Below are 23,968 nucleotides of genomic sequence, written 5' to 3'. Positions count from 1 at the left end.
ACTTCTTGTGGTAATGAGGGCTGGAGTCTATCAACCCTCGCGCAACACTGTCAGCGGGCTCGCATTCAGTGCCCTACGGGTGCCGAACACGCCGGCACCGCCAATCAATGCCGCGCCGATCAATGGCAGCACCAGCAACCATGGATGCGGGTGCCAGGGCAGGTCGAACGCGAAGCGATACAACACCAGACTCACCACTTCCGAACCGATGGCCGCCAGCAACCCGCTGACCGCGCCGAGCAGGCCGAACTCGATCCGCCGTGCCTTGACCAGCAACTGCCGTTCCGCCCCCAGCGCACGCAATAGCGCGCCCTGGCGAATGCGTTCATCGAGGGTTGCCTGCAACCCGGAAAACAGCACCGCCATCCCGGCCGCCAACACAAACAACAAGACGTACTCCACCGCCAGGGTGACCTGAGCGAGGATGCTGCGCAGTTGCTCGAGCAAGGCTTCGACCTGCAGGATGGTCACCGCCGGGAACGCTCGCGACAACTCGACAATCTGCTGATCGTGACCGGGCGCCAGATAGAAGCTGGTCAGGTACGTCGCCGGCAGATCTTTCAAAGTGCCGGGCTGGAAGATCATGAAGAAGTTCGGCTGAAAGTTGTCCCAGTTGATCTCCCGCAAGCTGGTGACCTTCGCTTCGCGGTTCACTCCGCCAACGGTGAACACCAGATGATCGCCGAGCTTGAGTTTGAGGCTTTCGGCGACTTTGCCTTCCACCGATACGCCGGGCACATCGTCCTGTGGCTGATCTTTCCACCACTCACCGGCGGTGAGTTTGTTGCCTGCCGGCAGGTCGGCGGCCCAGGTCAGGCTCAGGTCGCGCTGGATCGCACGATCACCGGCCGAATCCTTGCTGACGATCTGCTGCACCGCTTCGCCGTTGATGCTGATCAGTCGTCCCGGCACCACTGGATACAACGGCGCAGCCTGAGCCGAGACATTGATCAGGTGATCGGTGAAGGCCTGTTTGTCCGCCGGCAGGATGTTCAGGGCGAAATAGTTGGGGGCATTTTTCGGCAGCTGGTTTTGCCAGGTATCGAGCAATTCACCGCGCAGCAAGGCGATCAACGCCATGGACAACAGGATCAGACCAAATGCCAGGGACTGTCCTGCTGCCGCGAGCGGGTGACGCAACAACTGGCCCAAACCGAGACGCCAGGGCAGGGAGGCGCGAGCCAACAGGCGACGCAGGCTGTTGAGCAGCAGCAACAGCAAACCACCGAGCACCAGTGCGGCGACCACGCCACCGCCAAGCAAGGCAAAGGTCAGCAACAGATCCAGGCTCAGGCGCCACATGATCAACCCGAGCGCACCGAGCGCTGCGCCGTAGACCATCCAGGTGCTCGACGGAATCGGCAGCATGTCCCGGCGCAAAACCCGCAGCGGAGGAACGCGGCCCAATGCGGCCAGTGGCGGCAAGGCAAAACCGGCCAGCGCAACGAGCCCGGTGCCGATCCCCGCCAGCGCCGGCAGCAAGCCACCCGGCGGTACGTCGGTCGGCAGCAGATCATGCAGCAGCGCGAACAGTCCCAACTGGGCAAGCCAGCCGAGCAGGGCGCCGCTGAGGCTGGCGAACAGGCCAAGCACCGCCAGTTGCAGGCTGAACAGCACCATGGTTTCCCGGCGCGACAAACCCAGGCAACGCAACAACGCGCTGGCATCGAAGCGGCGGCTGGCGAAGCGATTCGCCGACAACGCCACGGCCACGCCAGCCAACAGCACGGCGACCAGACTGGCCATGTTCAGGTAACGCTCGGCCTTGCCCAGTGCACCGCCGATCTGCCGGTTGCCGTCGCGGGCATCCTGAATCCGCTGGTTGGCGGCAAGCCCCGGTTTGATCAGTTGGCGATAGGTTTCCAGCGCGTTGGGTTCGCCGCGCCACAATTCGCGGTAGCTCACCCGGCTGCCAGGCTGGACAACGCCGGTCGCGGCGAGGTCGTCGAGGTTGATCAGCACCCGTGGCGTCAGGCTGTAGAAATTGCCGGCACGATCCGGTTCGTAAGTCAGCACCCTTGTGAGCTTCAAGGTCTTCATGCCGACGTCGATGCTGTCGCCGATCTTAAGGTCCAGCGCCGTGAGCAGGCGCGATTCGACCCAGGCTTCTCCCGGCTGTGGTTCGCCGCCCGACGTTTCGGCAGCAAACGGTGCCGGGGCACTTTTCAATTCGCCACGCAGCGGATAGGCGCGGTCGACGGCCTTGATGCTCGACAACTGAATGCCGTTATCGGTGGCGATGACGCTGGAGAATTCAACGATCTGCGCGTGGTCGAGGCGCAGCTCGGTGCCGCTCTTGATCTGTTCCGTTCGGGCGGGAGAGCTGCCTTCGAGCACCAGGTCCGCGCCAAGAAACTCGGTGGCGCGCAAGGTCATGGCGCCATTCAGACGAGCGCCGAAGTAGCCGATGGCGGTACTCGCCGCCACGGCCACCAGCAAGGCAAAGAACAGCACCCGCAACTCCCCGGCGCGGGCATCGCGCATAAGTTGGCGCAGGGCAAGACTGAACAGACGCAACAGCGGCAGACGTGCCATCAAGGCTCCAGGGGGGCGACCAGCAGGCCGGCTTCAAGTCGGATCAGGCGCCGGCAGCGATGGGCCAGGCGTTCATCGTGGGTCACCAGCACCAGGGTGGTGCCGCGCTCCTTGTTCAATTCGAACAGCAAGTCGCTGATGCGCTCGCCGGTGTGGCTGTCGAGGTTGCCGGTGGGTTCGTCGGCGAACAGCACATCCGGTTCGGCGGCGAAGGCTCGGGCAATGGCGACACGCTGCTGCTCGCCACCGGAGAGCTGGCGCGGCGAGTGCGTCAGGCGCTGACCGAGGCCAACCCGTTGCAGCAATTCGGTGGCGCGACCGCGGGCGTCTTTGCGGCCGTCGAGTTCCAGCGGCAGCATGACGTTTTCCAGCGCATTGAGACTGTCGAGCAACTGGAATGATTGAAAGACGAAACCCACGTGTTCGGCACGAATGCGTGCGCGCTGGTCTTCGTCGAGGTTGCTCAGGGACTGGCCGGCGAGAACGACTTCGCCGCTGCTTGGCAGGTCGAGGCCGGCGAGCAGGCCGAGCAGGGTGGATTTACCGGAGCCGGACGCGCCGACGATGGCCAGGCTGTCGCCCTTGTTCAGTTCCAGGCTGAGTTCGTGCAGGATGGTCAGTTCACCTTCCGCGCTGGGAACCACTTTGCTAAGGTTCTTCGCGGTGAGAATGCTTGCGCCCATGGAGAATCCGATGCGTGTGTGGTTTTTGAGTGCTGGCCTGGCCTTGATGTGCATGGCCCAGAACGCAGCGGCGGGTACAGTCCTGATCGTTGGCGATAGTATCAGCGCCGGTTTCGGACTGGATACCCGGTTGGGGTGGGTGTCGCTGCTCGAGCAGCGGCTCAAGGCCGAAGGTTTTGACGATAAAGTGGTCAATGCCTCCATCAGCGGCGACACCAGTGCCGGAGGCCAGGCGCGCCTGCCGGCGCTGCTTGCAGAGCATAAGCCGGAGCTGGTGATCCTCGAGTTGGGCGGCAACGATGGCCTGCGCGGAATGCCGCCGACGCAATTGCAACAAAACCTTGCGGCGATGATCGACAGCTCCCGTCAAAGCGGTGCCAGGGTGCTGTTGCTCGGCATGCAATTGCCGCCCAATTACGGCAAGCGCTACACCGATGCGTTCGCGCAGGTGTACGGCCAACTGGCCGAGGAGAAAAAGATCCCGCTGGTGCCGTTTTTCCTCGACGGAATCGGCGGTCATCCAGACTTGATGCAGGCCGATGGTCTGCACCCGGCGGCCGGGGCCCAGGGCAAGTTGCTGGAAAATGTCTGGCCGACGCTAAAACCGCTGCTATGAGGCTTTTCTAGCGGCAGGCTTTCGGCTAATGTGGCGCCCCCCTAAATGGAGCCCCCGATGCCGCGTTCTGCCTGGTCCCTGTTTGCCTACCAACTGATCGAGCCTGACGAACAGCTGGATCTGTTCGCCTGCCAGGAAGTGCGGGTGCATCTGGTGACCCGTCAACTGGAGCTCGGTGGCTCGGCTGACCGAACCCTGTGCGGCAGTCTGCTGCCGGCGCAACCGCGCTGGTCGAGCGTGGATCGCCGGGTGTTTCAGGATCAGCGCCTGTGCTCGCTGTGCCGGGCGATTCTCGAATCGCAGAAGCGAGGGACGTCGCCGATCTGGCCTGAGCTGCGTTTCGAGCTTTAAGCGCAAACATCTTCCGAACGCAGCCCGGGGTGGCGGCTTCAATTATGAAGAGTTCTGCCAGCCCATCGGCGCATCTCCCCGAATCCCCGAGGCGCGGTGTACAATCGCGCTCTTGTACCCTTGTCGATCATGCGAAGGATTTTCCGGATGTTGCCGCGCTTTCCTGCCGTCACCCGCTGCCTGTCTCTTGCCGCCCTGTGTGTGGCCGGCCCCGTTGCCGCATTGGAGTTTCCCCTGCCACCACCTGGTGAGGACATCATCGGCCAGGTGCAGGTGATCAAGGCCAAGTACGAAGACACCTTTGCCGATCTGGGCACCACCTACGATCTGGGCTATTCGGAAATGGTCGCGGCCAACCCGGGCGTCGATGCCTGGCTGCCGGGTGCGGGCACCGAAGTGGTCCTGCCGACCCGTTTCATCCTGCCGCCGGGTCCGCGTGAAGGCATCGTGATCAACCTGGCCGAGTACCGCCTCTACTACTACCCGAAAGGCCGGAACGTGGTGTACACCTTCCCGCTGGGTATCGGTCGCGAAGGCTGGGGCTCGCCAATCGCCCACACCACGATCACCGCCAAGACGCCAAACCCGACCTGGACACCGCCAGCCTCGATCAAGGCCGAGCACGCTGCCGATGGCGATCCGCTGCCGAACGTAGTGCCGGCCGGTCCGGACAACCCGCTGGGCCCGTTCAAGTTCACCCTGGGAACGCCGGGCTACCTGATCCACGGTTCGAACAAGAAGTTCGGCATCGGCATGCGCACCAGTCACGGCTGCTTCCGCATGTTCAACAACAACGTGCTGGAAATGGCCGGCATGGTGCCGGTGGGCACCTCGGTGCGGATCCTCAACGATGCGTACAAGTTCGGTCGCAGTGGCGGCAAGGTCTACCTGGAGGCGCACACGCCGATCGATGACAAGGGCAACCCGTCGGTGGTCGACAAGCACACCGCCGTGATCAACGCGATGCTCAAGCGTGAAGACATCACCAACAACCTGCGCATGAACTGGGATGTCGTCCGTGATGTAGTCGCGGCCGAAGATGGCCTGCCAACCGAAATCGGCACGCCGAACAGCTCGGCGCCGATCGTCTCCAGCGCACCGATCGACTTGCAGCAGTAAGCCGATAAAAGAACCCGCCGATGCTTGCGCGTCGGCGGGTTTTTTATTGCATGAAGAAAATTTCAGGCAAAAAAAAGCCGACCCGAAAAACGGGTCGGCTTGATAACAATCCCGAAGGACTATTACTTGCGGCTAGCTTTTTCCAGCATGCGCAGAGCACGCTCGTTAGCTTCGTCAGCAGTCTGTTGTGCTTTTTGAGCAGCAGCCAGAGCTTCATCAGCTTTACGGTAAGCTTCGTCTGCACGAGCCTGGGAGCGAGCAGCTGCGTCTTCAGTAGCGGTCAGACGTGCTTCGGTTTCTTTCGATGCGCTGCTGCAACCGGTAGCCAGAACTGCGGCCAGAGCCAGAGCAGAGAATTTCAGAACGTTGTTCATCGTGTTCCCCTTCAAGGACTTTCAATTAAGTGGCTGTCTCCTCCGATTGAGGAAATAGCCGGCGTACATACTACCCATTACTTGTAGTAAGTAAACTGACGTAAGGCAAGAAGCAAAAAAAATTGTAGGCGTTGATTCTTTTTCGAGCAACTTTTAACTGGGCTGTATAAAAAATATTCAGCTGCAAGGCCCGAGATGAGCGAGTTAATGAGAAAAAGTTCCCGTTGTCCGGTGCTGTTTTGCAGGTAGTGGCTAGAGTCTGTCTATATGGATTCGTCCACACTTTTGTTGCGATTTTGTGCAGCGTCTCACCTATCTTTGTCCATGTTCAGGTGACTTTATAAAACCGGGCACGTCTTAAGTCTCAACATCCGGCGATGTTCAGCCTTTCGGCTCGGGACGAGTTTCCCCCGAACCGGCCCTGAGTCCACCGGAGCTGCCCCGTCAATCAGCATGATGACGATCGTGCCTTGAGCATTTTCGCCATTGGTGCCTACTATTTGATACGTGCTCGGGTTGCGCGAGATCGGTGCAGTTCTTCTCGGTGTCCATCAGGCACGGGGTGGCGTAGATGTTCCTTCGCCGGGAAAACATCGGTAAGGTAGGGGTCGAATCAAAGACCCGCGAGGAGTAGTGATGAGCGAGGCGTTGTCCATCCACCATGACCAGGCTGGTCATCAGTTCGAGACCAATGTGGACGGTCATCGTGCCTACCTGACTTATATGGATCTGGGGAAACAGACCCTGGATATCTACCGCACCTTCGTGCCCAACGCATTGCGTGGCCGAGGCATCGCGGCAGCCCTGACCGAACGGGCGCTGCAGTACGCCGATGAAATGGGCTACACGGTCATCCCGTCGTGCTCCTACGTGGAGCGCTACATGGAGCGTCATCAGCGGCGCACCGCCAAGATCTGACTGACCTCACACCGCACACACAAAAACGCCGGGCAATGCCCGGCGTTTTTTTATGCCTGCGAAACAGCTGTCAGCCGCGCTGACGTTTCGGCAGTACATCCTTGAGCTTGGCGTGCATGCTGCGCAAGGTGTTTTCGGTGGCCGACCAGTCGATGCAGGCATCAGTGATCGAGACGCCGTATTGCAGGTCGGCGAGGTCTTTCGGAATCGCCTGGCAGCCCCAGTTCAGGTGGCTCTCGACCATCAGGCCGATGATCGACTGGTTGCCTTCGAGGATCTGGTTGGCGACATTCTCCATCACCAGCGGTTGCAGGGCCGGATCCTTGTTGGAGTTGGCGTGGCTGCAATCGACCATGATGTTCGGCTTGATCTTCGCCTTGTTCAGCGCCTGCTCGCACAGGGCGACGCTGACCGAATCATAGTTCGGCTTGCCGTTGCCGCCGCGCAGTACCACGTGACCGTAGGCGTTGCCCTTGGTGGTGACGATCGACACGCCACCTTCCTGGTTGATGCCCAGAAAGCGGTGCGGGCTGGAAACCGACTGCAAGGCGTTGATCGCCACGGTCAGGCCGCCGTCGGTGCCGTTCTTGAAACCGACCGCCGAGGACAGGCCGGAAGCCATCTCACGGTGGGTCTGGGATTCGGTGGTGCGGGCGCCGATGGCCGACCAACTGATCAGATCCTGCAGGTACTGCGGGGAGATCGGGTCGAGGGCTTCGGTCGCGGTCGGCAGGCCTTTCTCGGCCAGGTCCAGCAGCAACTGGCGACCGATGTGCAGACCGTCCTGGATCTTGAACGAGTCATCCAGGTACGGGTCGTTGATCAGGCCTTTCCAGCCAACGGTGGTCCGTGGCTTCTCGAAGTACACGCGCATGACCAGATACAAGGTGTCCGACACTTCCGCCGCCAGCACCTTCAGGCGCTCGGCGTACTCGTGGGCAGCCTTGATATCGTGGATCGAGCAAGGCCCGATGACCACGAACAGACGGTGGTCGGTGCCATCGAGAATGTTGCGGATGACTTCGCGACCCTTGGTGACGGTGCGCAGGGCAGCGTCGCTCAGAGGGATATCACGCTTGAGCTGATCAGGAGTGATCAGGGTCTCGTTGGAGGCGACGTTTAGGTCGTTGATCGGTAAATCAGCCATCGTTTACTCGTCAGGTCACGGGTGCCGGCCGCCAGCGATCCCCGCGCGGCGGAGCACAGCAGATTTAAGCGCGTCGGGGAGCCGAACCTTATCGCGTTAGACGCCTGCTAGACAATGGGCAAGTAACTGTTCAGTCCAGCTCTGGTTACGCAAAAGCCTTGCGAACGCTGTCGTGGGAGAACTCTTCGGCGTGCTGCTCGACCCATTGCAGCGCTCGCGCCTGGATGTCCTGCAGGTCATCGTGGGCATCGTTGATTCGGCAATACCGCTCGATCTGACACACCTGCTCACCCATTCGCGCACTGAACAACGTCTGTTCATCGGTGAACGCAATGCCCACCAGATAACCTTTTTTACGGCGCAAGCACCAGGCCACATAGCCCGGATAGGCGAAGTCGGCATTGAGTGTGGGCATGCGCACTTGCAGCGCGGTGCCATGACGCCAGGCGCGGTGGTAATTGCAAGCGATGCCGCCGAGGCTGATAGTGTGCAGCTGTTGCCGCGAAATGCACTCAGGTTTGAGCAACGTCAGTTCGACGGGCACATCATCCGGATGAGGAATAAACCGTCCCATGAGCACAGACTCCCTGTGTCGGCCATTTGACATTGTTTCCCCCAGTATAGTGTTCGAATCGGAACTGACCGATTTCGACGCCGACCAACGGCTGCTGGCGATGAACGGCATTTCGCTGGTGATTTTCACCAGTGTCGGCTGCGCCAGCTGCCGCTATGCCCGCGAAGTGTTGCCAGGGTTCGATCTGGCGCTCGATCGCGTGTGCTGGATCGACGCTGGCAACAATGGCGGGCTGGTCGAGCGTTATCAGGTCTTTCATTTGCCGGCGCTGTTCGTGGTGCGCGACGGCGAGTTCTTTGGGGCAGTACACGCGCGCTTGAACGCCACGGAGCTGAACGCAGCCGTGGCCCAGGCGCTGGGTCGAATTGCAGAGGAGTTGCCGTGATGGGAGCAGTGAACAGACCGGTCGTGGGGATTATCGGTACCGGCGCAATCGGAGGGTTCTACGGCTTGATGCTGGCCCGGGCCGGGTTCGATGTGCATTTTCTGCTGCGCAGCGAATTTTCCGCTGTCGCCGAGCGAGGTTTGCAGGTGGACAGTGCGGTTCAAGGCACGCTGACGCTGAATCCGGTGCAGGCCTATTCATCGGCTGAAGACATGCCGCCCTGTGACTGGTTGCTGGTTGGCGCCAAGACCACCAGCAATGCCGGGCTAGCGCCGTCGATCATTCAGGCGGCCAAACCCGATGCCAAAGTGCTGGTGCTGCAGAACGGCCTGGACGTCGAGGACAGTCTTCGCGCGTTGCTGCCCGATTCACTGCACTTGCTGGGCGGCTTGTGCCTGATCTGCGTTCACCGGGAAGGCCCGGGCCACATCACTCATCAGGCGCTGGGGGCGGTGAACGTGGGTTATCACAGCGGTCCGGCAGCCGATGATGCGGCGCGCATGGCGATCGTCGAGGAGGGCGTCGGGCTGTTCCGCACTACGGGCATCGACTCCCAGGCCATGCCGAACCTGCATCAGGCCCGCTGGCAGAAACTGGTCTGGAACATTCCCTACAACGGTCTTTCGGTGTTGCTCGGGGCGAGCACCACGCCGCTGATGGCCGATGCCGACAGCCGCCTTCTGATTCAGGCGTTGATGGCCGAAGTGGTGCAGGGCGCCAAGGCCTGTGGTCATGACATGCCGCCCGGTTACGCCGAGTACCTGTTCATGATGACCGAGAAAATGCCCGACTATTGGCCGAGCATGTACCACGATTTTCTGCACAAGCGACCGCTGGAACTGGACGCCATCTACGCTCGACCCTTGGCAGCGGCAAAAGCGGCGGGCTGTGAGCTGCCGCGCATCGAAGCGCTGTATCGCAATTTGCGTTTCATCGACCGGCGTAACACCTGAGTCGGTTTCTTGAGGGGATTTGGGGGAAGGCATGGCCAAGAACATCGATGACAAACTGGTGCTGGCGATTTCGTCCCGTGCCCTGTTCGACCTGAGCGAGAGTCACAAGGTGTATCTGTCGAGCGGCGTCGAAGCCTACCGGCAATATCAGATCGAGCACGAAGACGAAATCCTCGCGCCGGGCGATGCCTTTCCGCTGGTGGAAAAACTGCTCAACCTCAACAGTCACCTCGGTCGCGCCCGGGTCGAGGTGATTCTGGTGTCGCGCAACAGTGCCGACACCGGCCTGCGGGTGTTCAACTCGATCGATCATTATGGTCTGGCGATTTCCCGCGCGGCGTTTGTCGGCGGGCGCAGTCCTTATCCCTATCTCAAAGCGTTCGGTTGCGACCTGTTTCTTTCCACCCACGCCGAAGACGTGCGCTCGGCGCTGGATAACGGCTTTGCGGCGGCGACCATTCTTTCCGGCGGTGCCAGCCGTGCGGCCAGCGATGAATTGCGCATCGCCTTTGACGGCGATGCGGTGCTGTTTTCCGACGAATCGGAGCGGGTCTATCAATCCGGCGGCCTCGAAGCCTTCCAGGCCAAGGAGCGTGAATCCGCCCGCGAGCCGTTGCGTGGCGGGCCGTTCAAAGGCTTCCTCGCGGCGCTCAATCTGTTGCAGCGCGAGTTCCCGGACGACGCTTGCCCGATCCGCACCGCGCTGGTCACGGCGCGTTCGGCGCCGGCTCACGAGCGGGTGATCCGCACCTTGCGTGAGTGGGACATTCGACTGGACGAGTCGCTGTTCCTCGGCGGCCTGACCAAATCGGCGTTCCTCGAAGCCTTTGCCGCCGACGTGTTTTTCGACGATCAGGCCGGTCACTGCGAGTTGGCCCGGGAGGTGGTTGCCACCGGCCATGTCCCGCACGGCATCAGCAACGAACCGGCGGTCTAAAGCCCACGTGGTTCAAGACGTTGCGTCACACGTCGTACTCGCCAAGGCACTGCTAAGCTGAATCAAATCTCCGCCATGTTGGCTCGCGAGGAGGTCATATGATTCGTTCGATGCTGTATGCCACTGACCTCGGTCTGTACGCACCGTTAGTGATGCAGCATGCCTTGGCAATGGCGCGAACGTTCAATGCCGATCTGTACGTGGTGCACGCGGTGGAACCCATGGGGCTGTTTGCCGAATCGGTGTTGCAGAGCTATCTCGACGAGCAGGCGTTGAACGAATTTCACAGTCAGGGTCTGAAAACTGTCATCGCCAATATCGAGCAGCGGGTGCTCGACAGTTTTCGCGAGGAACTGGGGGACGAAGGCGAGCAGGATCTGTTGCGGATTCGTGCGGTGCGGGTGCTGCAGGGCGATCCGTCGCAGGTGATTCTCGACCAGGTACAGAAACTCTCCGTCGATTTGCTGATCGTAGGAAGTCACAGCCACGGGGTTGGGGCGGAAACACCGTTGGGGCGCACGGCGACTCGCTTGCTGCAATTGTCCAAGGTGCCGGTTTACATGGTGCCGCTGGTGGAGCGTCGGCGTCGGGAGGATCGCTGAGGCGGGAATAATGGCGTATTGATAAAAAAGTTCTAGATTTATTCTTCAAACCATTAATATAGTTATATACCGTCGCTGATGCCCGTGGCGTCTACCTGCTTTGAGGGATTCATATGAAGCTTCAACAATTGCGCTACATCTGGGAAGTGGCGCACCACGACCTCAACGTTTCCGCTACAGCCCAAAGTCTCTACACCTCGCAACCGGGCATCAGTAAGCAAATCCGTCTGCTGGAAGACGAACTGGGCGTCGAAGTGTTCGCCCGCAGTGGCAAGCATCTGACCCGCGTCACCCCGGCCGGCGAGCGCATCATCACCACTGCCGGTGAGATTCTGCGCAAGGTCGAGAGCATCAAGCAGATCGCCCAGGAATTCTCCAACGAGAAAAAAGGCACCCTGTCGATTGCCACCACTCACACCCAGGCACGTTACGCACTGCCGCCGGTGATCAGCAATTTCATCAAGCAATACCCGGACGTGGCGCTGCACATGCACCAGGGTTCGCCGATGCAGATCGCCGAAATGGCCGCTGACGGCACCGTCGATTTCGCCATCGCCACCGAAGCGCTGGAACTGTTCGGCGATCTGGTGATGATGCCGTGCTACCGCTGGAACCGCTGCGTGGTTGTGCCGCAAGGCCATCCGCTGACCAAGCTGCCGAAGCTGACCCTCGAAGCGCTGGCCGAATACCCGATCGTGACTTACGTGTTCGGTTTCACCGGCCGTTCGAAACTCGACGAAGCTTTCAGCCATCGTGGTCTGACGCCGAAAGTGGTGTTCACCGCCGCCGACGCCGACGTGATCAAAACCTACGTGCGCCTGGGCCTGGGTGTCGGCATCGTGGCGAAAATGGCCGTCGATACCAAACTCGACAACGACCTGGTGGTACTCGATGCCAGCGAACTGTTCGAGTCCAGCGTGACCAAGATCGGTTTCCGTCGCGGCACTTTCCTGCGTGGTTTCATGTGCGATTTCATCGAGAAATTCGCGCCGCACCTGACTCGCGAAGTCATGGCCAAGGCCATTCAGTGCCACAACAAGCAGGAACTGGAAGAGCTGTTCGAAGGCGTTGAACTGCCGGTTCACTAAGTCCCTGTCTACAGCACCTCGGTGACAGCAAACTGTTGCCGGGTGCCCGCCACCAGAATCTCCACCTCGTCACCCTCGAACTTGCCCAGCAGGCTTTTGCCCAGCGGCGAGCGCGGGGTGATGACGGTAATCGGCTGACCGACCACGTCGACTTTCAGTCCCGCCGCATCCGGCGCCAGAAACAGCCATTGCTCGCGACCCTTTTCGTCTTCCAGACCGAGCAGGGCGCCGATTTCAATTCCGCGTTGATCGTCATAGGCCCGAAGCGTCAGGTTCTGGCAGACCGCCAGTGACAGGCGGATCTCCTCGACCCGTTTCGCTTGCCCGGCCGCCAGGTACGACGCTTCAAGCCCCAGAGTGTCGTACTTGTTTTCGGCGATATTTTCTTCGTGGGTCGCGGTTTCGTAAGCGGTTTGCGCGGCGCGTTCGGCGATATCGAGGTCGACGCGCAGTTTGTCGAGAATCAGTTGATGGACGGCGTGCTTGTTCATGATCAATCGCAGAATTGCAGGACGTTGGCGCGGCTTTTTTCGCTCGGGGCCGTCTGATCCTGCTGGAGCCAGAACTGGCATTTCGGATTCGACTGGTTGCGCGTGCTGCTGCGGGCCTGATCGAGGCGGTTCTGCTGTTCGTTCTTGCGCAGGTTCTCTTCGTACTGCTCGAACAACGGGCTTTGTGGAGGAATATCCGGCACCGCTCGTGCCGCCGGTGGATTGGCCAGTTGTTGTACGGCCTGGGCAACTGGCGCCAGTTGTTCATTGAAGACAAAGCGTGAGGCGAGCCAGCCAGTCAGCGCAATGGCCAGGAAACCCAGCCACAGGCCCAGGGCAATGCTGCCGGTCAATTGCAGCGCGCTAAGCTGAACAGGCAAGGGGCGGCGCGGGTTTGGTCGGTAGGGCATGGCTGCCTCCTGGCGGATGATTGCGGGCAAGTGGCGATTGTCGCACGAAGATTAATCGTCGTCGGCTCTTCTGCACGCAGACATTTATGCGGACAATCGTCGCTTTTGCCAACGGGAGTCTTGAATGCCGCAACCGAAAACCCGCTGGGACATCTTTTGCACCGTGGTCGACAACTACGGCGACATCGGTGTGACCTGGCGTCTGGCCCGGCAACTGGTGGCCGAGCATGCATTGGCAGTGCGGCTGTGGGTCGATGACCTGCGCGCGTTCGAGCGTATTTGTCCGGAGCTCGACATCCACCTCGACGGGCAATGGCAGCAGGGCGTTGAAGTCCGGCACTGGCCGGCAGAATGGCCGGAAACGGACGCCGCCGACGTGGTGATCGCGGCGTTCGCCTGCCAGTTGCCGGGTGCCTACATGGACGCCATGGCCGAGCGGGAAAAGTCGCCATTGTGGATGAACCTCGACTATCTCAGCGCCGAAGACTGGGTGGCCGGCTGCCACGGCCTGCCTTCGGTGAAGTACAAGTCCGTGCAGAAGATCTTTTTCTTCCCGGGATTCCAGGCGGGCACTGGCGGGTTATTGCGCGAAAGCGGATTGCTTGAACGACGTCAGCAGTTTCAGCAGGATCCCGAGTCGCAGCGACAATTCCTTCAAGCGTTAGGGGTCGATCCTGCGCCCGGTACGCAACTGATTTCGCTGTTCGCCTACGAGAATGCCGGGCTTGCCAGCTGGCTGGATGTACTCGCGGCCGATGCGACACCCACTCATCTGCTGGTACCGGAAGGGCGGATTCTGGGTGATGTCGCGCGCTGGCTCGGCGTTGAATCGCTGTCTGTCGGCGCTGTGCATGTCGATCGGTCGCTGACCGTGCAGGTGCTGCCGTTCGTCAGGCAGGATCAATATGACCCATTGCTCTGGTGCTGCGATTTCAACGCGGTGCGCGGTGAAGACTCGTTCGTCCGGGCGCAATGGGCGGGGCGGCCGATGCTGTGGCACATCTATCAGCAGGACGAAGATATCCATCTGGACAAGCTCGATGCCTTCCTCGCGCTCTATGGAAAAGGCCTTTCGACGGAAGCTGCCGAGGCGATGAACGGTCTCTGGCGAGCCTGGAGTGCCGGGCAGCCTATCGGCGAGCACTGGCTTGAGGCCCGTAAACACTGGCCAGAACTGCAGGAAAATGCCGAAGCATGGTGTCTGGAACAGGGCTTGCAGGCCGATCTTGCGACGGCGCTGGTACAGTTTTACCGAAATTGGATATGATACGCGGCCTAGATTTTTGTAAATCCCATCCAAATTCGGATATTCGCAATGAAAACTGGTAAAGAACTCAAACCCGGTACCGTGATCCGTATCGACAACGATCCTTGGCTGGTTCAGAAAGCTGAATTCACCAAATCGGGCCGTAACAGCGCGATCATGAAGACCAAGCTGAAGAACCTGCTGACCGGTTACAAGACCGAAACCGTTTACGGTGCGGACGACAAGCTGGACGACGTGATCCTCGACCGCAAAGAAGCGACCCTGTCCTTCATCAGCGGCGACACCTACACGTTCATGGACACCAGCGACTACACCATGTACGAGCTGAACGCCGAAGACATCGAAAGCGTTCTGCCTTTCGTTGAAGAAGGCATGACCGACGTTTGCGAAGCCGTGTTCTTCGAAGAGCGTCTGGTTTCCGTAGAACTGCCGACCACCATCGTGCGCGTAGTTGACTACACCGAAGGTTCGGCTCGTGGCGACACTTCCGGCAAAGTCATGAAGCCAGCCAAGCTGAGCAACGGTACCGAGCTGCAGGTTGCTGACTTCATCGAAATCGGTGACAAGATCGAGATCGATACCCGCGAAGGCGGTTCCTACAAAGGCCGTGCCAAATAAGCACTGGTTTTTGCGGAAAGAAAAAGCCCGACCATTGAGTCGGGCTTTTTTGTGCCTGATGAAAATTACTGCTTCAGGTGTTGTTTCAGTTCTTCCGAAGCCTGCAGCATCGCCGAACGCACCGCCGGCACCTGGCTGACCACGTTGAGCAAACCGTAATCGTGGATCATGCCGTTGTAGCGCACCGAGGTCACCGGCACTCCGGCTTCGTCGAGTTTACGGGCGTAGGCTTCACCTTCGTCACGCAGCACGTCGGCTCCGGCAGTCTGGACCAATGCGGGCGGCAGACCTTTCAATTGCGTGGTCGTGGCCCGCAGCGGCGAGGCGTAGATCTCGTTACGCTGGTTGGCGTCGGTGGTGTAGTTGTCCCAGAACCACTTCATCATGTTTCGGGTGAGGAAGTGCCCCTCGGCATATTGGTTATACGAACCGGTGTCGAAACTGGCATCAGTCACCGGCCACAACAGTACCTGGAACTTGATCGCTGGCGTGCCTTTGTCCTTGGCCATCAAGGCGACGACTGCCGCCATGTTGCCGCCGACACTGTTGCCCGCCACCGCCAGACGCTTGCCGTCGACGTTGATCTCTTTGCCGTGTTCGGCCACCCACTTGGTTGCCGCGTAAGCCTGGTTGATCGCCACCGGGTAATGCGCTTCCGGCGAAGGGGTGTAGTTGACGAACACCGCCGCCGCCCCCGAGCCCACCACCAGATCCCGCACCAGACGTTCGTGGGTCGGGAAATCTCCCAGCACCCAGCCGCCGCCGTGGAAGAACATGAACACCGGCAGCTCGCCCTTGACCCCGGCCGGCCGGACGATGGTCAGGCTCAACGGTTGGCCATCGACCTGGATGGTCTTCTCGCTGACGTCTGCCTTGGGCAGCGTCAGTTTGACCCCCGACTGAGCGCCCGTCAGCACGGCGCGGGCATCCTTGGGCGTCAACTGTTCCATCGGTTTGCCGGTGCCGGCATTCAGCACATCGAGGAACGCCTGAGTGTTGTGCTCGACGTCGCCGGCGAATGCGCTGTGAACGGACAGGGCGAGAAGGGTACCGGTCAAGACTTTGCTGAAAGTGTTCATGTTCATTTCCTGTTCGGGCCTGGGTGTCAGTGATTACACGGTGACGTGCAGGCGCACATCGACATTGCCACGGGTGGCGTTGGAGTACGGGCAGACCTGGTGGGCTGCGTCGACCAGGCTTTGTGCGTCGGCCTGTTCCAGACCCGGCAGGCTGATGTGCAGGTCGATATCCAGACCGAAACCACCAGGAATCTGACCGATGCCGACGTGAGCGGTGATCGAGGCGTCGTCCGGGATTTTGCGTTTGGTCTGGCTGGCGACGAATTTCAGCGCGCCGATGAAGCAGGCCGAGTAGCCGGCAGCGAACAGTTGCTCAGGGTTGGTGGCTGCGCCGCCGGCACCGCCGAGTTCTTTCGGGGTGGCCAGTTTGACGTCGAGGATGTTGTCGCTGGAGATCGCACGACCGTCACGGCCGCCAGTGGAGGTTGCGATTGCGGTGTAGAGAGTTTGCATGGTGTGAGCCTCATTGAGTGTGATTTATTGCGCTAATTGTTTGCGCGCTAACTAGGTGCGAAGTAAATGTACTGCGCAAATATTTTGCGCGCAAGATAAATTTTTGAAGAATGATGGAGCGGAGACCTGGATCAGGCTGAGAAGAAATCTCAAGTCTTTGATATGAAGGGTTTTTACGAAGGGAAAACGAGAGAGAAAAAATTTTGCGGGAGAGGGGGAAAGCAGAGAAAGGCGCGATTTCCCTGTAGGTGCGAGGTCGCTCCTACAGGGAAAGGGGGAGGCTTAAGTGAGGCTGTCCTGCAAATGACCGCGCAAGGCCTGCAACTCGGCTTGCAGGTTTTGCAGGCGCTCCAGCGTGAAGCCACTGGCCCCCAGAATGCATTGCGGAACGGTCCGGGCCTTGTCTTTCAAGGCGCGGCCCTGTGCGGTCAATTCGACGATCACCACCCGCTCATCCTCGCGGCTTCGAGTTCGGCTCAGCAAACCTTCACCTTCCAGACGCTTGAGCAGCGGGGTCAGCGAACCCGGATCGGTCAGCAGGCGCGTGCTGATTTCTCCGACGGTCAAACCATCCTTCTCCCACAGCACCATCATCGCCAGATACTGCGGATAAGTCAGGCCAAGCGCTTGCAACAGCGGTTTGTAGACCTTGGTCATCATCAGCGAAGTGGAATGCAGGGCGAAGCAGGCCTGATTGTCGAGCAGCAGCTCTTCGCAGTGGTCGGTGGTGTCGCGGGTGGTGGTCATGTCGGTGCCTTGAACAGTGATGCAGATGAATCTAGCGCTCGAATCTTTAATGCGCCAGACAATTGTGCCCGGTGGCGAATCGGTCAGTGCCGGCCCAGTTCCCGTTGCAGTGCCAGATCCCACGGTGGCACGGGGCTGAAGCGGGTCTTGAGGTATTCCAGCAGCAGGCGGCTGCGGGAGCTGGCCTGTTGTTCCAGCCGCAGCGCGTAGATGCCGGTGCTCTCCGGTTTTGGCAGGCCGTTGTCACAGAACAGCGGCAGCAGTTCGCCACGCAACAGGTATTCGCTCGCCAGCCAGGTCGGAAGATGCGCGATCCCGAGGCCCGCAAGTGCACCGCACACCAGAGCCTCGGCGTTGTTGGCGCTCATGCGGACCCGCGCCGGGCGGTGCAACTGCATCTGCCCGTCCTGTTCGAATCGCCAGGCGAAGGGCGGGGCGAGGCCGTCCCAATCGAGGCCGTCATGTTCACCCAGTTGTGCCGGCTCGCTCGGCACACCCCGACGCTTGAGATAGTCGGGACTGGCGCAAGCGATGCGCACCATGCTCGCCAGCGGTGTGGCGACCAGTCGGGTATCGGCCATTTGCCCGGCGCGCAACACCAGATCGACCTTGCCCAGGTTCGAGCCGTCCATGTCGACGAAGCTGTCGATCAGATGCAGCTGCACGTCCAGCCCCGGATACAGCACCAGAAAATCGGCAATCACCGGCGCCAGATGCCGACGCCCGAACGCTGCCGGCGCATCCACCCGGATCAAGCCTTCCGGCGCGCTGCTCAGGGAAACGGCTTCAGCGCGGGCCAGTTGCAACTCGGCAACGATCCGCCGCGCCCGTTCGGCAAACGCCAGACCGGCCGGTGTGGCGCGCACCGCATGAGTGCTGCGGATGAACAACTGGCTGCCGACAGCGCTTTCCAGGCTGTCGATACGCCGGGCGACGGCCGATGGCGTCAGCGGATGCCGGCGCGAGGCGGCGGAAAAACTGCCACTCTCCAGCACATCGAGAAACAGCCCGAGTTGTTCGGTCAATTGATTGGGATTCATGAATCAGCTCAGTGCCTATGCGGATTTGGCACAGCCATTGTGCGTTGCTGTGCGTTTCCGTGCCAGCGCCGACTGCGTAGGATGAATCCCCTGACGTATGAGGAATTCTGCTGTGATCGAGTTTTTGCTGTACCTGTTGTTTGGCGCCGCCCTCGGCACCCTGGGTGGGATATTCGGAATCGGCGGCGGCTTGATCGCCATTCCGCTGCTGGGTGTGTGGTTCGGGCTCGATCAGCAGATCGCCCAGGGCACGGCGCTGGTGATGGTGGTGCCGAACGTGATGCTGGCGCTGTGGCGTTATCACCAGCGCAATCGCATCGAACTGAGGCACGCGTTGCCGCTGGCGGTGATGGGATTCTGCTTTGCGTGGATCGGCTCGATCTGGGCCGTGGGCATCGACGCGCAAACCATGCGCATCGGTTTTGTCGCGTTCCTTGTGGCATTGTCAGCGTACAACCTCGTGCGCATGTTCGGCGCGCGTCCGGCGGCGACTTCCGAGATGCGTTATTCATGGCCGTGGCTGGGCGTGCTCGGCGCGGCGTCGGGCACTATGGGCGGCCTGTTCGGTGTCGGTGGGGCAGTGGTGGCGACGCCGGTGCTGACCAGCCTGTTCGGCACCACTCAGGTGGTCGCTCAAGGCCTGTCGCTGGCGCTGGCATTGCCGAGCACCGGTGTCACGCTGGTGACGTACGCGGTGCACCACGAAGTGGACTGGATGATCGGCCTGCCGCTGGCCATCGGCGGTCTGGCCAGCATCAGTTGGGGCGTGAAGGTGGCCCACGCGATGCCGGAAAAACTCCTGCGTGGGCTGTTCTGCGGGTTCCTGGTGCTGTGTGCGGTGATGCTTGCCTTTAAAGTTTGAAGCCTTCGACGATGTGCTCGGCCAGGCATTCGGTGATCGGCGACGGATTGTTCAGGTTGCGGATCAGCATGATGCTGGCCTCGGGCAACAGCGGAAGATCTTCGGCGGCGCCGAGAATGCGCAGGTCCGGGGTGATCAGACTTTCCAGTTGCGCGGTGATCGCCAGACCCGCGCTCACCACCGCCATCAACGCCGAGAGGCTGGTGCTGTTGTAGGCAATCCGGTATTCACGGCCCATGGCGTCCAGCGCATTGCAGGCCCACAGGCGGCAGAAGCAATCACTGTTGAACATCGCCAGTGGCAAAGGCGTCTGCTCGTGGGCGCTGAAGTTCTGCGCCTCGGCCCAGACAAAACGCTCCTTGCGCAGCAACTGGCCAATCTCGTTGCCCGGCTCGCGGGTGACGATCGACAGATCCAAGTCCGTGCGTTGCAGCAACTGTTTGGTCGACTCGCAGTGCACTTCAATTTGGATCAGCGGATAGAACTGGGCAAAGCGCGACAGGATCCCCGGCAGAAACCGCATCACGTAATCATCCGGCGTGCCGATCCGCACCGTGCCGACCATGTGCGGCTCGCGCAGGGTGTTGAAGACTTCGCTGTGCAGTTTCAGGATGCGCCGCGCGTAGCCGAGCAACACTTGGCCTTCGGCAGTGAGGCGCACCTGACGCCCGTCGCGCTCGAACAACTGGCGCTGCAACACGTCCTCTTCCAGACGCTTCATCTGCATGCTCACCGCCGACTGAGTGCGGTTGACCATTTCGCCGGCGCGGGTAAAACCGCCCTGATCGGCAATCGCGACAAAGGTGCGCAATACATCGGTATCGATACTGGGGTACGCCGACAATTGATGAATCTCCGTGATGCTTGCCATCAGAAACATTCGTTGGATTGATCGTAGCCCCAGCGCGAGACTTGAGCCATCCCTAAAGGAGGGCAACACGATGAAAGGTCAAAAACTGTATGTGAGCGATGAAAGAGTGCCGGTCCATCTGATTTCCGATCTGCTGCACAAGTTTAGCCGCTGGTACGAACTTCACCGCGAACGCGAGCTGCTTGCCAGCCTGAGCGACGAAGCGTTGAAGGACATCGGGGTCAGTCGTGCCGATGTCGAGCACGAAGCGATTCGGCCGTTCTGGGACGATCCGATGCATAAATGATGAGGCCACCGCTACACAAACCATCTTGCAGTGAGGTAGGTTGCGAGCAGACATGGAGGTACACATGCCCGCGACATTGTCCTTTTCCCTTAAACAGGCTCGACGTCTGGCACTGGCTGCCCAAGGGTTTCACGGGCGCCAGCCGCCGGCTGTCAAGGCGATGCACGTCAACCGGCTGATCGAACGCCTCGGCCTGTTGCAGATCGACTCCGTCAACGCCGTGGTGCGCTCGCACTACCTGCCGCTGTTTTCCCGTCTCGGCTCCTATTCTTCCGATTTGCTCGACCAGGCTGCCTGGAGTTCGGGGCGACGTCGTTCGCTGTTCGAATACTGGGGCCATGAAGCCTCGTTGCTGCCGCTGTCGATGTACCCGTTGATGGGCTGGCGCATGCAGCGGGCCAAGCGCGGTGAAGACACCTATCAGCAATTGGCGCGTTTCGGCCGTGAGCAACAAGACACCATTCGCCGGGTGCTGGCGTCGGTCGAAGAGCAGGGCGCACTGGGTGCCGGCAGTCTGTCGACCCGCGAGGAAAAGGCCGGCCCCTGGTGGGATTGGAGCGCGGAAAAACATGCGCTGGAATGGCTGTTTGCCGCTGGCGAAGTGACCGTGGCCGGGCGGCGCGGCTTCGAAAGGCTGTATGACCTGCCGGAACGAGTGATTCCGGCGTCCGTGTTGCAACAGCCATTGCCCGGTGAGGTCGAGGCGCAGCGCGGTTTGCTGCTGCACGCGGCTGAGGCGTTGGGTGTCGGCACGGAAAAAGACCTGCGCGATTACTTCCGCCTGAACCCTTCCGATGCCCGACCGCGCCTGGCGGAGCTGGTCGAGGCCGGTCAGTTGCTGGCCTGCGAAGTCGCGGGTTGGCGCCAGATTGCTTATTGCCTCCCCGAACCGAAAGTCCCGCGCAAAGTCGAGGCTAGCGCATTGCTGTCGCCATTCGATTCGCTGATCTGGGAGCGCAGTCGCACCGAGCGGTTATTCGATTTCCGCTATCGGCTGGAGATTTATACGCCACAGGACAAGCGGGTCTACGGCTATTACGTGCTGCCGTTCCTGCACAACGAACGGATTGCCGCGCGGGTTGATCTGCGCGCCGAGCGGGCAGCGGGGCGCCTGGCCGTGCATGCGGTGCACGAGGAAGAAACCGGACTGGATGATGCGGGGATGCTGGCGTTGGCGATGAATCTGCGCCGAATGGCGGATTGGCTGGGACTTGAGCAAGTGCAACTCAATTGCCAACGCGAAAGTGCCGGGCGGTTGCGGGTAGCGTTGGCTCAGGTCGAAGGTGACCGAGCCAACGTCATCGCGATTTAGCGTTTGACCTGTTTCAGCGTCTCGGCAATCAGAAACGCCAGTTCCAGCGACTGATCGGCGTTCATCCGTGGGTCGCAATGGGTGTGATAGCGATCCGACAAACCATCTTCAGTGATCGGCCGCGCACCCCCGATGCATTCGGTGACGTTCTGCCCGGTCATTTCGATGTGGATGCCGCCGGCGTAGCTGCCTTCCGCTTCGTGAACCTGGAAGAACTGCTTCACCTCGCCAAGGATCTGCGCGAAGTCGCGAGTCTTGTAGCCGCTGCTGGCCTTGATGGTGTTGCCGTGCATCGGGTCGGAACTCCACAGCACCTGCTTGCCTTCGCGCTGCACCGCGCGGATCAGCGCCGGCAGGTGATCGCCAACCTTGTTCGCACCCATTCGCGCAATCAGGTTGAGGCGGCCCGGATCGTTGTCCGGGTTGAGCACATCGATCAGGCGGATCAGGTCGTCGGGGTTCATGCTCGGGCCGACTTTCACCCCGATCGGGTTGTTCACCCCGCGCAGGAATTCGACGTGGGCGCCGTCGAGCTGACGGGTGCGGTCGCCGATCCACAGCATGTGCGCCGAGCAATCGTAGTAATCGTTGGTCAGGCTGTCGCGGCGCACGAAGGCTTCTTCGTAGTTCAGCAGCAGCGCTTCGTGGGCCGTGAAGAAACTGGTCTCGCGCAGTTGCGGCGAGCTGTCCATGCCGCAGGCACGCATGAACGCCAGGGTTTCATCGATGCGGTCGGCGAGGTGGCTGTACTTCTCCGCCAGCGCCGAGTTGGCGATGAAGTCCAGATTCCACTTGTGCACCTGATGCAGGTCGGCAAAACCGCCCTGGGCGAAGGCGCGCAGCAGGTTGAGGGTGGCGGTGGACTGGTGATAGGACTGCAGCAGACGCTCCGGATCCGGTACGCGGCTGGCCGAGTCGAAACCGATGCCGTTGACGATGTCGCCCCGGTAGGCCGGCAGGGTCACGCCGTCGATGGTCTCGTCGTTGGCCGAGCGCGGCTTGGCGAACTGGCCGGCCATGCGCCCGACTTTCACCACCGGGCAACCGGCAGCGAAGGTCATGACGATCGCCATTTGCAGCAGCACTTTGAAGGTGTCGCGAATCTTCGCGGCGGAGAACTCGGCGAAGCTTTCCGCGCAGTCGCCGCCCTGCAGCAGGAACGCCCGGCCCTGGGTGACTTCGGCAAACTGACGACGCAGCTCCCGCGCTTCACCGGCAAACACCAGCGGCGGATAGCTGGCCAGCGTCTGCTCGACCTGGCGCAGGTGCTCGGCGTCGGGGTATTGGGGTTGTTGCTGGATCGGCAAGGCGCGCCAGCTGTCAGGGCTCCAGGGTTGGCTCATCACGGTCTCTATGGTTCTACGCACGGACGGCCATGTTAGCAGTAATTAGTGCGTGACCTGCTCCCGCCGCTTCGCCGACAATCGCCGCTTTGCCACGGCACCGGAGCGGTGCCATCGCGTCACCGCGCCCGGTGACCACCAGGAGACGAAATGACTGAGGAGCGCGTCGAGCTGTTGCTCGCCGAGGTACAGGATGAGTTCGGCGTGATTCGCGTGCTGGAAGTGGCCGACTACCGCTTTCTGGAGTTCGGCGACGCCATCGAGCAAAGCTGCGTGTTTACCGCCGACCCGAGCTGGCTGGAGTATGACTACACCCGAGCGATGCTGATTGGCGCGTTGTGCCATGAGCAACCGGAGAGCGCGCTGTTTCTCGGCCTTGGCGCCGGCACGCTGACCCAGGCCTGCCTCAAGTTCCTGCCGCTGGAAGATGTCGAGGCCATCGAGTTGCGCCCGGATGTGCCGCGTCTGGCCATCGAATACCTCGGTCTCGATGACGATCCGCGGCTGTATATCCGCGTTGGCGATGCAATCGAACTGCTGCCGACGGCCGAACCGGCGGATCTGATTTTCGTCGACCTCTACACCGATGTCGGCCCGGGTGCCGCACACCTTGCGTGGAATTTCCTCGGTGACTGTCAGAAGCGTCTGAATCCTGGCGGCTGGCTGGTGATCAACCAGTGGGCCACCGATGACGGCAAACCTCTGGGGGCGGCGCTGTTGCGCGGGCTCTATCACCGGCATTACTGGGAACTGCCGGTGAAGGAGGGCAACGTGATTCTGATCGTGCCGGCGGATCTCGATCAGGTGCTGGACATGCAGGCGCTCACCGCCCGGGCCGAGGCGCTCGCACCGAAGCTGGGTTATTCGCTGGCGTCGTTGATCAAGGCTATTCGCCCGGCGACCTGAG

General features: G+C 60.9%; 28 protein-coding genes. 15 read left to right on the top strand and 13 right to left on the bottom strand.

The window, feature by feature from the left end; translation table 11 throughout:
* Nucleotides 1–30: 30 nt before the first annotated feature.
* Both AC07VV_RS26365 and AC07VV_RS26360 read right to left on the bottom strand, forming a co-directional pair.
* Nucleotides 31–2,535 (bottom strand): ABC transporter permease, encoded by a 2,505-nt coding sequence (locus tag AC07VV_RS26365; RefSeq protein WP_495037916.1) that lies wholly within the window; start codon nt 2,533–2,535, stop codon nt 31–33.
* Nucleotides 2,535–3,218, bottom strand: coding sequence for an ABC transporter ATP-binding protein (locus tag AC07VV_RS26360; RefSeq protein ID WP_085710774.1), 684 nt, complete (start codon nt 3,216–3,218; stop codon nt 2,535–2,537). Before AC07VV_RS26360 ends, AC07VV_RS26365 begins: the two co-directional genes overlap by 1 nt.
* Before the next feature lie 10 nt (nt 3,219–3,228).
* Between AC07VV_RS26360 and AC07VV_RS26355 the strand changes: the two genes are divergently transcribed.
* From AC07VV_RS26355 to AC07VV_RS26345, 3 genes are all read left to right on the top strand, one after another.
* Nucleotides 3,229–3,834 (top strand): arylesterase, encoded by a 606-nt coding sequence (locus AC07VV_RS26355; RefSeq protein ID WP_495037915.1) that lies wholly within the window; start codon nt 3,229–3,231, stop codon nt 3,832–3,834.
* A gap of 57 nt (nt 3,835–3,891) precedes the next feature.
* Nucleotides 3,892–4,185 carry a hypothetical protein gene (locus AC07VV_RS26350; protein ID WP_007955656.1) on the top strand — a complete coding sequence of 98 codons (294 nt, stop codon included), beginning with the start codon at nt 3,892–3,894 and terminating at the stop codon, nt 4,183–4,185.
* A gap of 147 nt (nt 4,186–4,332) precedes the next feature.
* The gene (locus tag AC07VV_RS26345) at nt 4,333–5,304 is read left to right on the top strand and encodes a L,D-transpeptidase family protein (protein ID WP_495037914.1); all 972 of its coding nucleotides are present in this window, start codon (nt 4,333–4,335) and stop codon (nt 5,302–5,304) included.
* A gap of 122 nt (nt 5,305–5,426) precedes the next feature.
* On the opposite strand, the gene oprI is transcribed toward AC07VV_RS26345, so the two are convergent.
* Nucleotides 5,427–5,678: an outer membrane lipoprotei OprI gene (gene oprI, locus AC07VV_RS26340; protein ID WP_003183784.1), complete on the bottom strand. Its 252-nt coding sequence runs from the start codon at nt 5,676–5,678 to the stop codon at nt 5,427–5,429.
* A 636-nt stretch (nt 5,679–6,314) separates the two neighbouring features.
* Here oprI and AC07VV_RS26335 point away from each other — a divergent pair.
* A complete protein-coding gene (locus AC07VV_RS26335; protein ID WP_007955658.1) occupies nt 6,315–6,596 on the top strand; it encodes a GNAT family N-acetyltransferase in 282 nt (93 codons plus the stop codon).
* 70 nt (nt 6,597–6,666) lie between these two features.
* On the opposite strand, the gene AC07VV_RS26330 is transcribed toward AC07VV_RS26335, so the two are convergent.
* Nucleotides 6,667–7,743, bottom strand: coding sequence for a 3-deoxy-7-phosphoheptulonate synthase (locus tag AC07VV_RS26330; RefSeq protein WP_114884576.1), 1,077 nt, complete (start codon nt 7,741–7,743; stop codon nt 6,667–6,669).
* A 145-nt stretch (nt 7,744–7,888) separates the two neighbouring features.
* Complete coding sequence (locus AC07VV_RS26325; RefSeq protein ID WP_085730573.1) at nt 7,889–8,317, bottom strand: PilZ domain-containing protein; 429 nt, start codon at nt 8,315–8,317, stop codon at nt 7,889–7,891.
* Between AC07VV_RS26325 and AC07VV_RS26320 the strand changes: the two genes are divergently transcribed.
* The 5 genes from AC07VV_RS26320 to cysB all read left to right on the top strand — a co-directional run bounded on the left by AC07VV_RS26320 (nt 8,316) and on the right by cysB (nt 12,282).
* Nucleotides 8,316–8,702: a thioredoxin family protein gene (locus AC07VV_RS26320; protein WP_495037913.1), complete on the top strand. Its 387-nt coding sequence runs from the start codon at nt 8,316–8,318 to the stop codon at nt 8,700–8,702. The two genes, AC07VV_RS26325 and AC07VV_RS26320, sit on opposite strands and share 2 nt — an antisense overlap.
* Nucleotides 8,702–9,655 (top strand): putative 2-dehydropantoate 2-reductase, encoded by a 954-nt coding sequence (locus tag AC07VV_RS26315; protein ID WP_495037912.1) that lies wholly within the window; start codon nt 8,702–8,704, stop codon nt 9,653–9,655. Before AC07VV_RS26320 ends, AC07VV_RS26315 begins: the two co-directional genes overlap by 1 nt.
* Nucleotides 9,656–9,686: 31 nt before the next feature.
* On the top strand, nt 9,687–10,592 hold the full coding sequence (locus AC07VV_RS26310; RefSeq protein WP_495037911.1) for a 5'-nucleotidase: 906 nt from the start codon (nt 9,687–9,689) through the stop codon (nt 10,590–10,592).
* A gap of 98 nt (nt 10,593–10,690) precedes the next feature.
* Complete coding sequence (locus AC07VV_RS26305) at nt 10,691–11,194, top strand: universal stress protein (RefSeq protein WP_085710767.1); 504 nt, start codon at nt 10,691–10,693, stop codon at nt 11,192–11,194.
* A 113-nt stretch (nt 11,195–11,307) separates the two neighbouring features.
* The gene (cysB, locus tag AC07VV_RS26300) at nt 11,308–12,282 is read left to right on the top strand and encodes an HTH-type transcriptional regulator CysB (RefSeq protein WP_007955684.1); all 975 of its coding nucleotides are present in this window, start codon (nt 11,308–11,310) and stop codon (nt 12,280–12,282) included.
* An 8-nt stretch (nt 12,283–12,290) separates the two neighbouring features.
* Here cysB and AC07VV_RS26295 read toward each other — a convergent pair whose 3' ends face one another.
* Together AC07VV_RS26295 and AC07VV_RS26290 are read right to left on the bottom strand one after the other, a co-directional pair.
* Complete coding sequence (locus tag AC07VV_RS26295) at nt 12,291–12,773, bottom strand: GreA/GreB family elongation factor (RefSeq protein ID WP_495037910.1); 483 nt, start codon at nt 12,771–12,773, stop codon at nt 12,291–12,293.
* 2 nt (nt 12,774–12,775) lie between these two features.
* Nucleotides 12,776–13,183, bottom strand: a complete 408-nt coding sequence (locus AC07VV_RS26290) for a hypothetical protein (RefSeq protein WP_495037909.1) — start codon at nt 13,181–13,183, stop codon at nt 12,776–12,778.
* 124 nt (nt 13,184–13,307) lie between these two features.
* On the opposite strand from AC07VV_RS26290, the gene earP reads away from it, so the two are divergent.
* Nucleotides 13,308–14,450, top strand: coding sequence for an elongation factor P maturation arginine rhamnosyltransferase EarP (gene earP / locus AC07VV_RS26285; RefSeq protein WP_495037908.1), 1,143 nt, complete (start codon nt 13,308–13,310; stop codon nt 14,448–14,450).
* A gap of 48 nt (nt 14,451–14,498) precedes the next feature.
* Complete coding sequence (locus tag AC07VV_RS26280) at nt 14,499–15,068, top strand: elongation factor P (protein WP_096821070.1); 570 nt, start codon at nt 14,499–14,501, stop codon at nt 15,066–15,068.
* A 65-nt stretch (nt 15,069–15,133) separates the two neighbouring features.
* On the opposite strand, the gene AC07VV_RS26275 is transcribed toward AC07VV_RS26280, so the two are convergent.
* The 4 genes from AC07VV_RS26275 to AC07VV_RS26260 all read right to left on the bottom strand — a co-directional run bounded on the left by AC07VV_RS26275 (nt 15,134) and on the right by AC07VV_RS26260 (nt 18,387).
* Complete coding sequence (locus AC07VV_RS26275; protein ID WP_495037907.1) at nt 15,134–16,147, bottom strand: alpha/beta hydrolase; 1,014 nt, start codon at nt 16,145–16,147, stop codon at nt 15,134–15,136.
* A 33-nt stretch (nt 16,148–16,180) separates the two neighbouring features.
* Nucleotides 16,181–16,600: an organic hydroperoxide resistance protein gene (locus AC07VV_RS26270; protein WP_034155242.1), complete on the bottom strand. Its 420-nt coding sequence runs from the start codon at nt 16,598–16,600 to the stop codon at nt 16,181–16,183.
* 282 nt (nt 16,601–16,882) lie between these two features.
* Nucleotides 16,883–17,347, bottom strand: coding sequence for a MarR family winged helix-turn-helix transcriptional regulator (locus AC07VV_RS26265; protein WP_102620446.1), 465 nt, complete (start codon nt 17,345–17,347; stop codon nt 16,883–16,885).
* Nucleotides 17,348–17,430: 83 nt separating this feature from the next.
* Nucleotides 17,431–18,387 (bottom strand): LysR family transcriptional regulator, encoded by a 957-nt coding sequence (locus tag AC07VV_RS26260; protein ID WP_102620445.1) that lies wholly within the window; start codon nt 18,385–18,387, stop codon nt 17,431–17,433.
* Nucleotides 18,388–18,499: 112 nt separating this feature from the next.
* On the opposite strand from AC07VV_RS26260, the gene AC07VV_RS26255 reads away from it, so the two are divergent.
* Entirely contained in the window at nt 18,500–19,249 is a 750-nt protein-coding gene (locus AC07VV_RS26255; protein ID WP_085744971.1) for a sulfite exporter TauE/SafE family protein, read from the top strand.
* Here the strand turns inward: AC07VV_RS26255 and AC07VV_RS26250 are convergent.
* Complete coding sequence (locus AC07VV_RS26250) at nt 19,239–20,093, bottom strand: LysR substrate-binding domain-containing protein (RefSeq protein ID WP_007955701.1); 855 nt, start codon at nt 20,091–20,093, stop codon at nt 19,239–19,241. The two genes, AC07VV_RS26255 and AC07VV_RS26250, sit on opposite strands and share 11 nt — an antisense overlap.
* A 97-nt stretch (nt 20,094–20,190) precedes the next feature.
* Here AC07VV_RS26250 and AC07VV_RS26245 point away from each other — a divergent pair, with 97 nt between their 5' ends.
* Together AC07VV_RS26245 and AC07VV_RS26240 are read left to right on the top strand one after the other, a co-directional pair.
* On the top strand, nt 20,191–20,406 hold the full coding sequence (locus AC07VV_RS26245; RefSeq protein ID WP_085607148.1) for a DUF1127 domain-containing protein: 216 nt from the start codon (nt 20,191–20,193) through the stop codon (nt 20,404–20,406).
* Nucleotides 20,407–20,470: 64 nt separating this feature from the next.
* On the top strand, nt 20,471–21,718 hold the full coding sequence (locus tag AC07VV_RS26240) for a winged helix-turn-helix domain-containing protein (RefSeq protein ID WP_495037906.1): 1,248 nt from the start codon (nt 20,471–20,473) through the stop codon (nt 21,716–21,718).
* Here the strand turns inward: AC07VV_RS26240 and AC07VV_RS26235 are convergent.
* On the bottom strand, nt 21,715–23,061 hold the full coding sequence (locus AC07VV_RS26235) for a class II 3-deoxy-7-phosphoheptulonate synthase (RefSeq protein WP_495037905.1): 1,347 nt from the start codon (nt 23,059–23,061) through the stop codon (nt 21,715–21,717). The genes AC07VV_RS26240 and AC07VV_RS26235 overlap by 4 nt on opposite strands.
* Nucleotides 23,062–23,211: 150 nt before the next feature.
* Here AC07VV_RS26235 and AC07VV_RS26230 point away from each other — a divergent pair, with 150 nt between their 5' ends.
* Entirely contained in the window at nt 23,212–23,967 is a 756-nt protein-coding gene (locus tag AC07VV_RS26230) for a spermidine synthase (protein WP_085730587.1), read from the top strand.
* The last annotated feature ends 1 nt before the right edge of the window (nt 23,968 follow it).

It is taken from the genome of Pseudomonas sp. GW821-FHT02C04 (assembly GCF_059421845.1).
The sequence above is the reverse complement of the archived record's forward strand: the minus strand, read 5'-3'. Positions and strand labels throughout refer to the sequence as shown.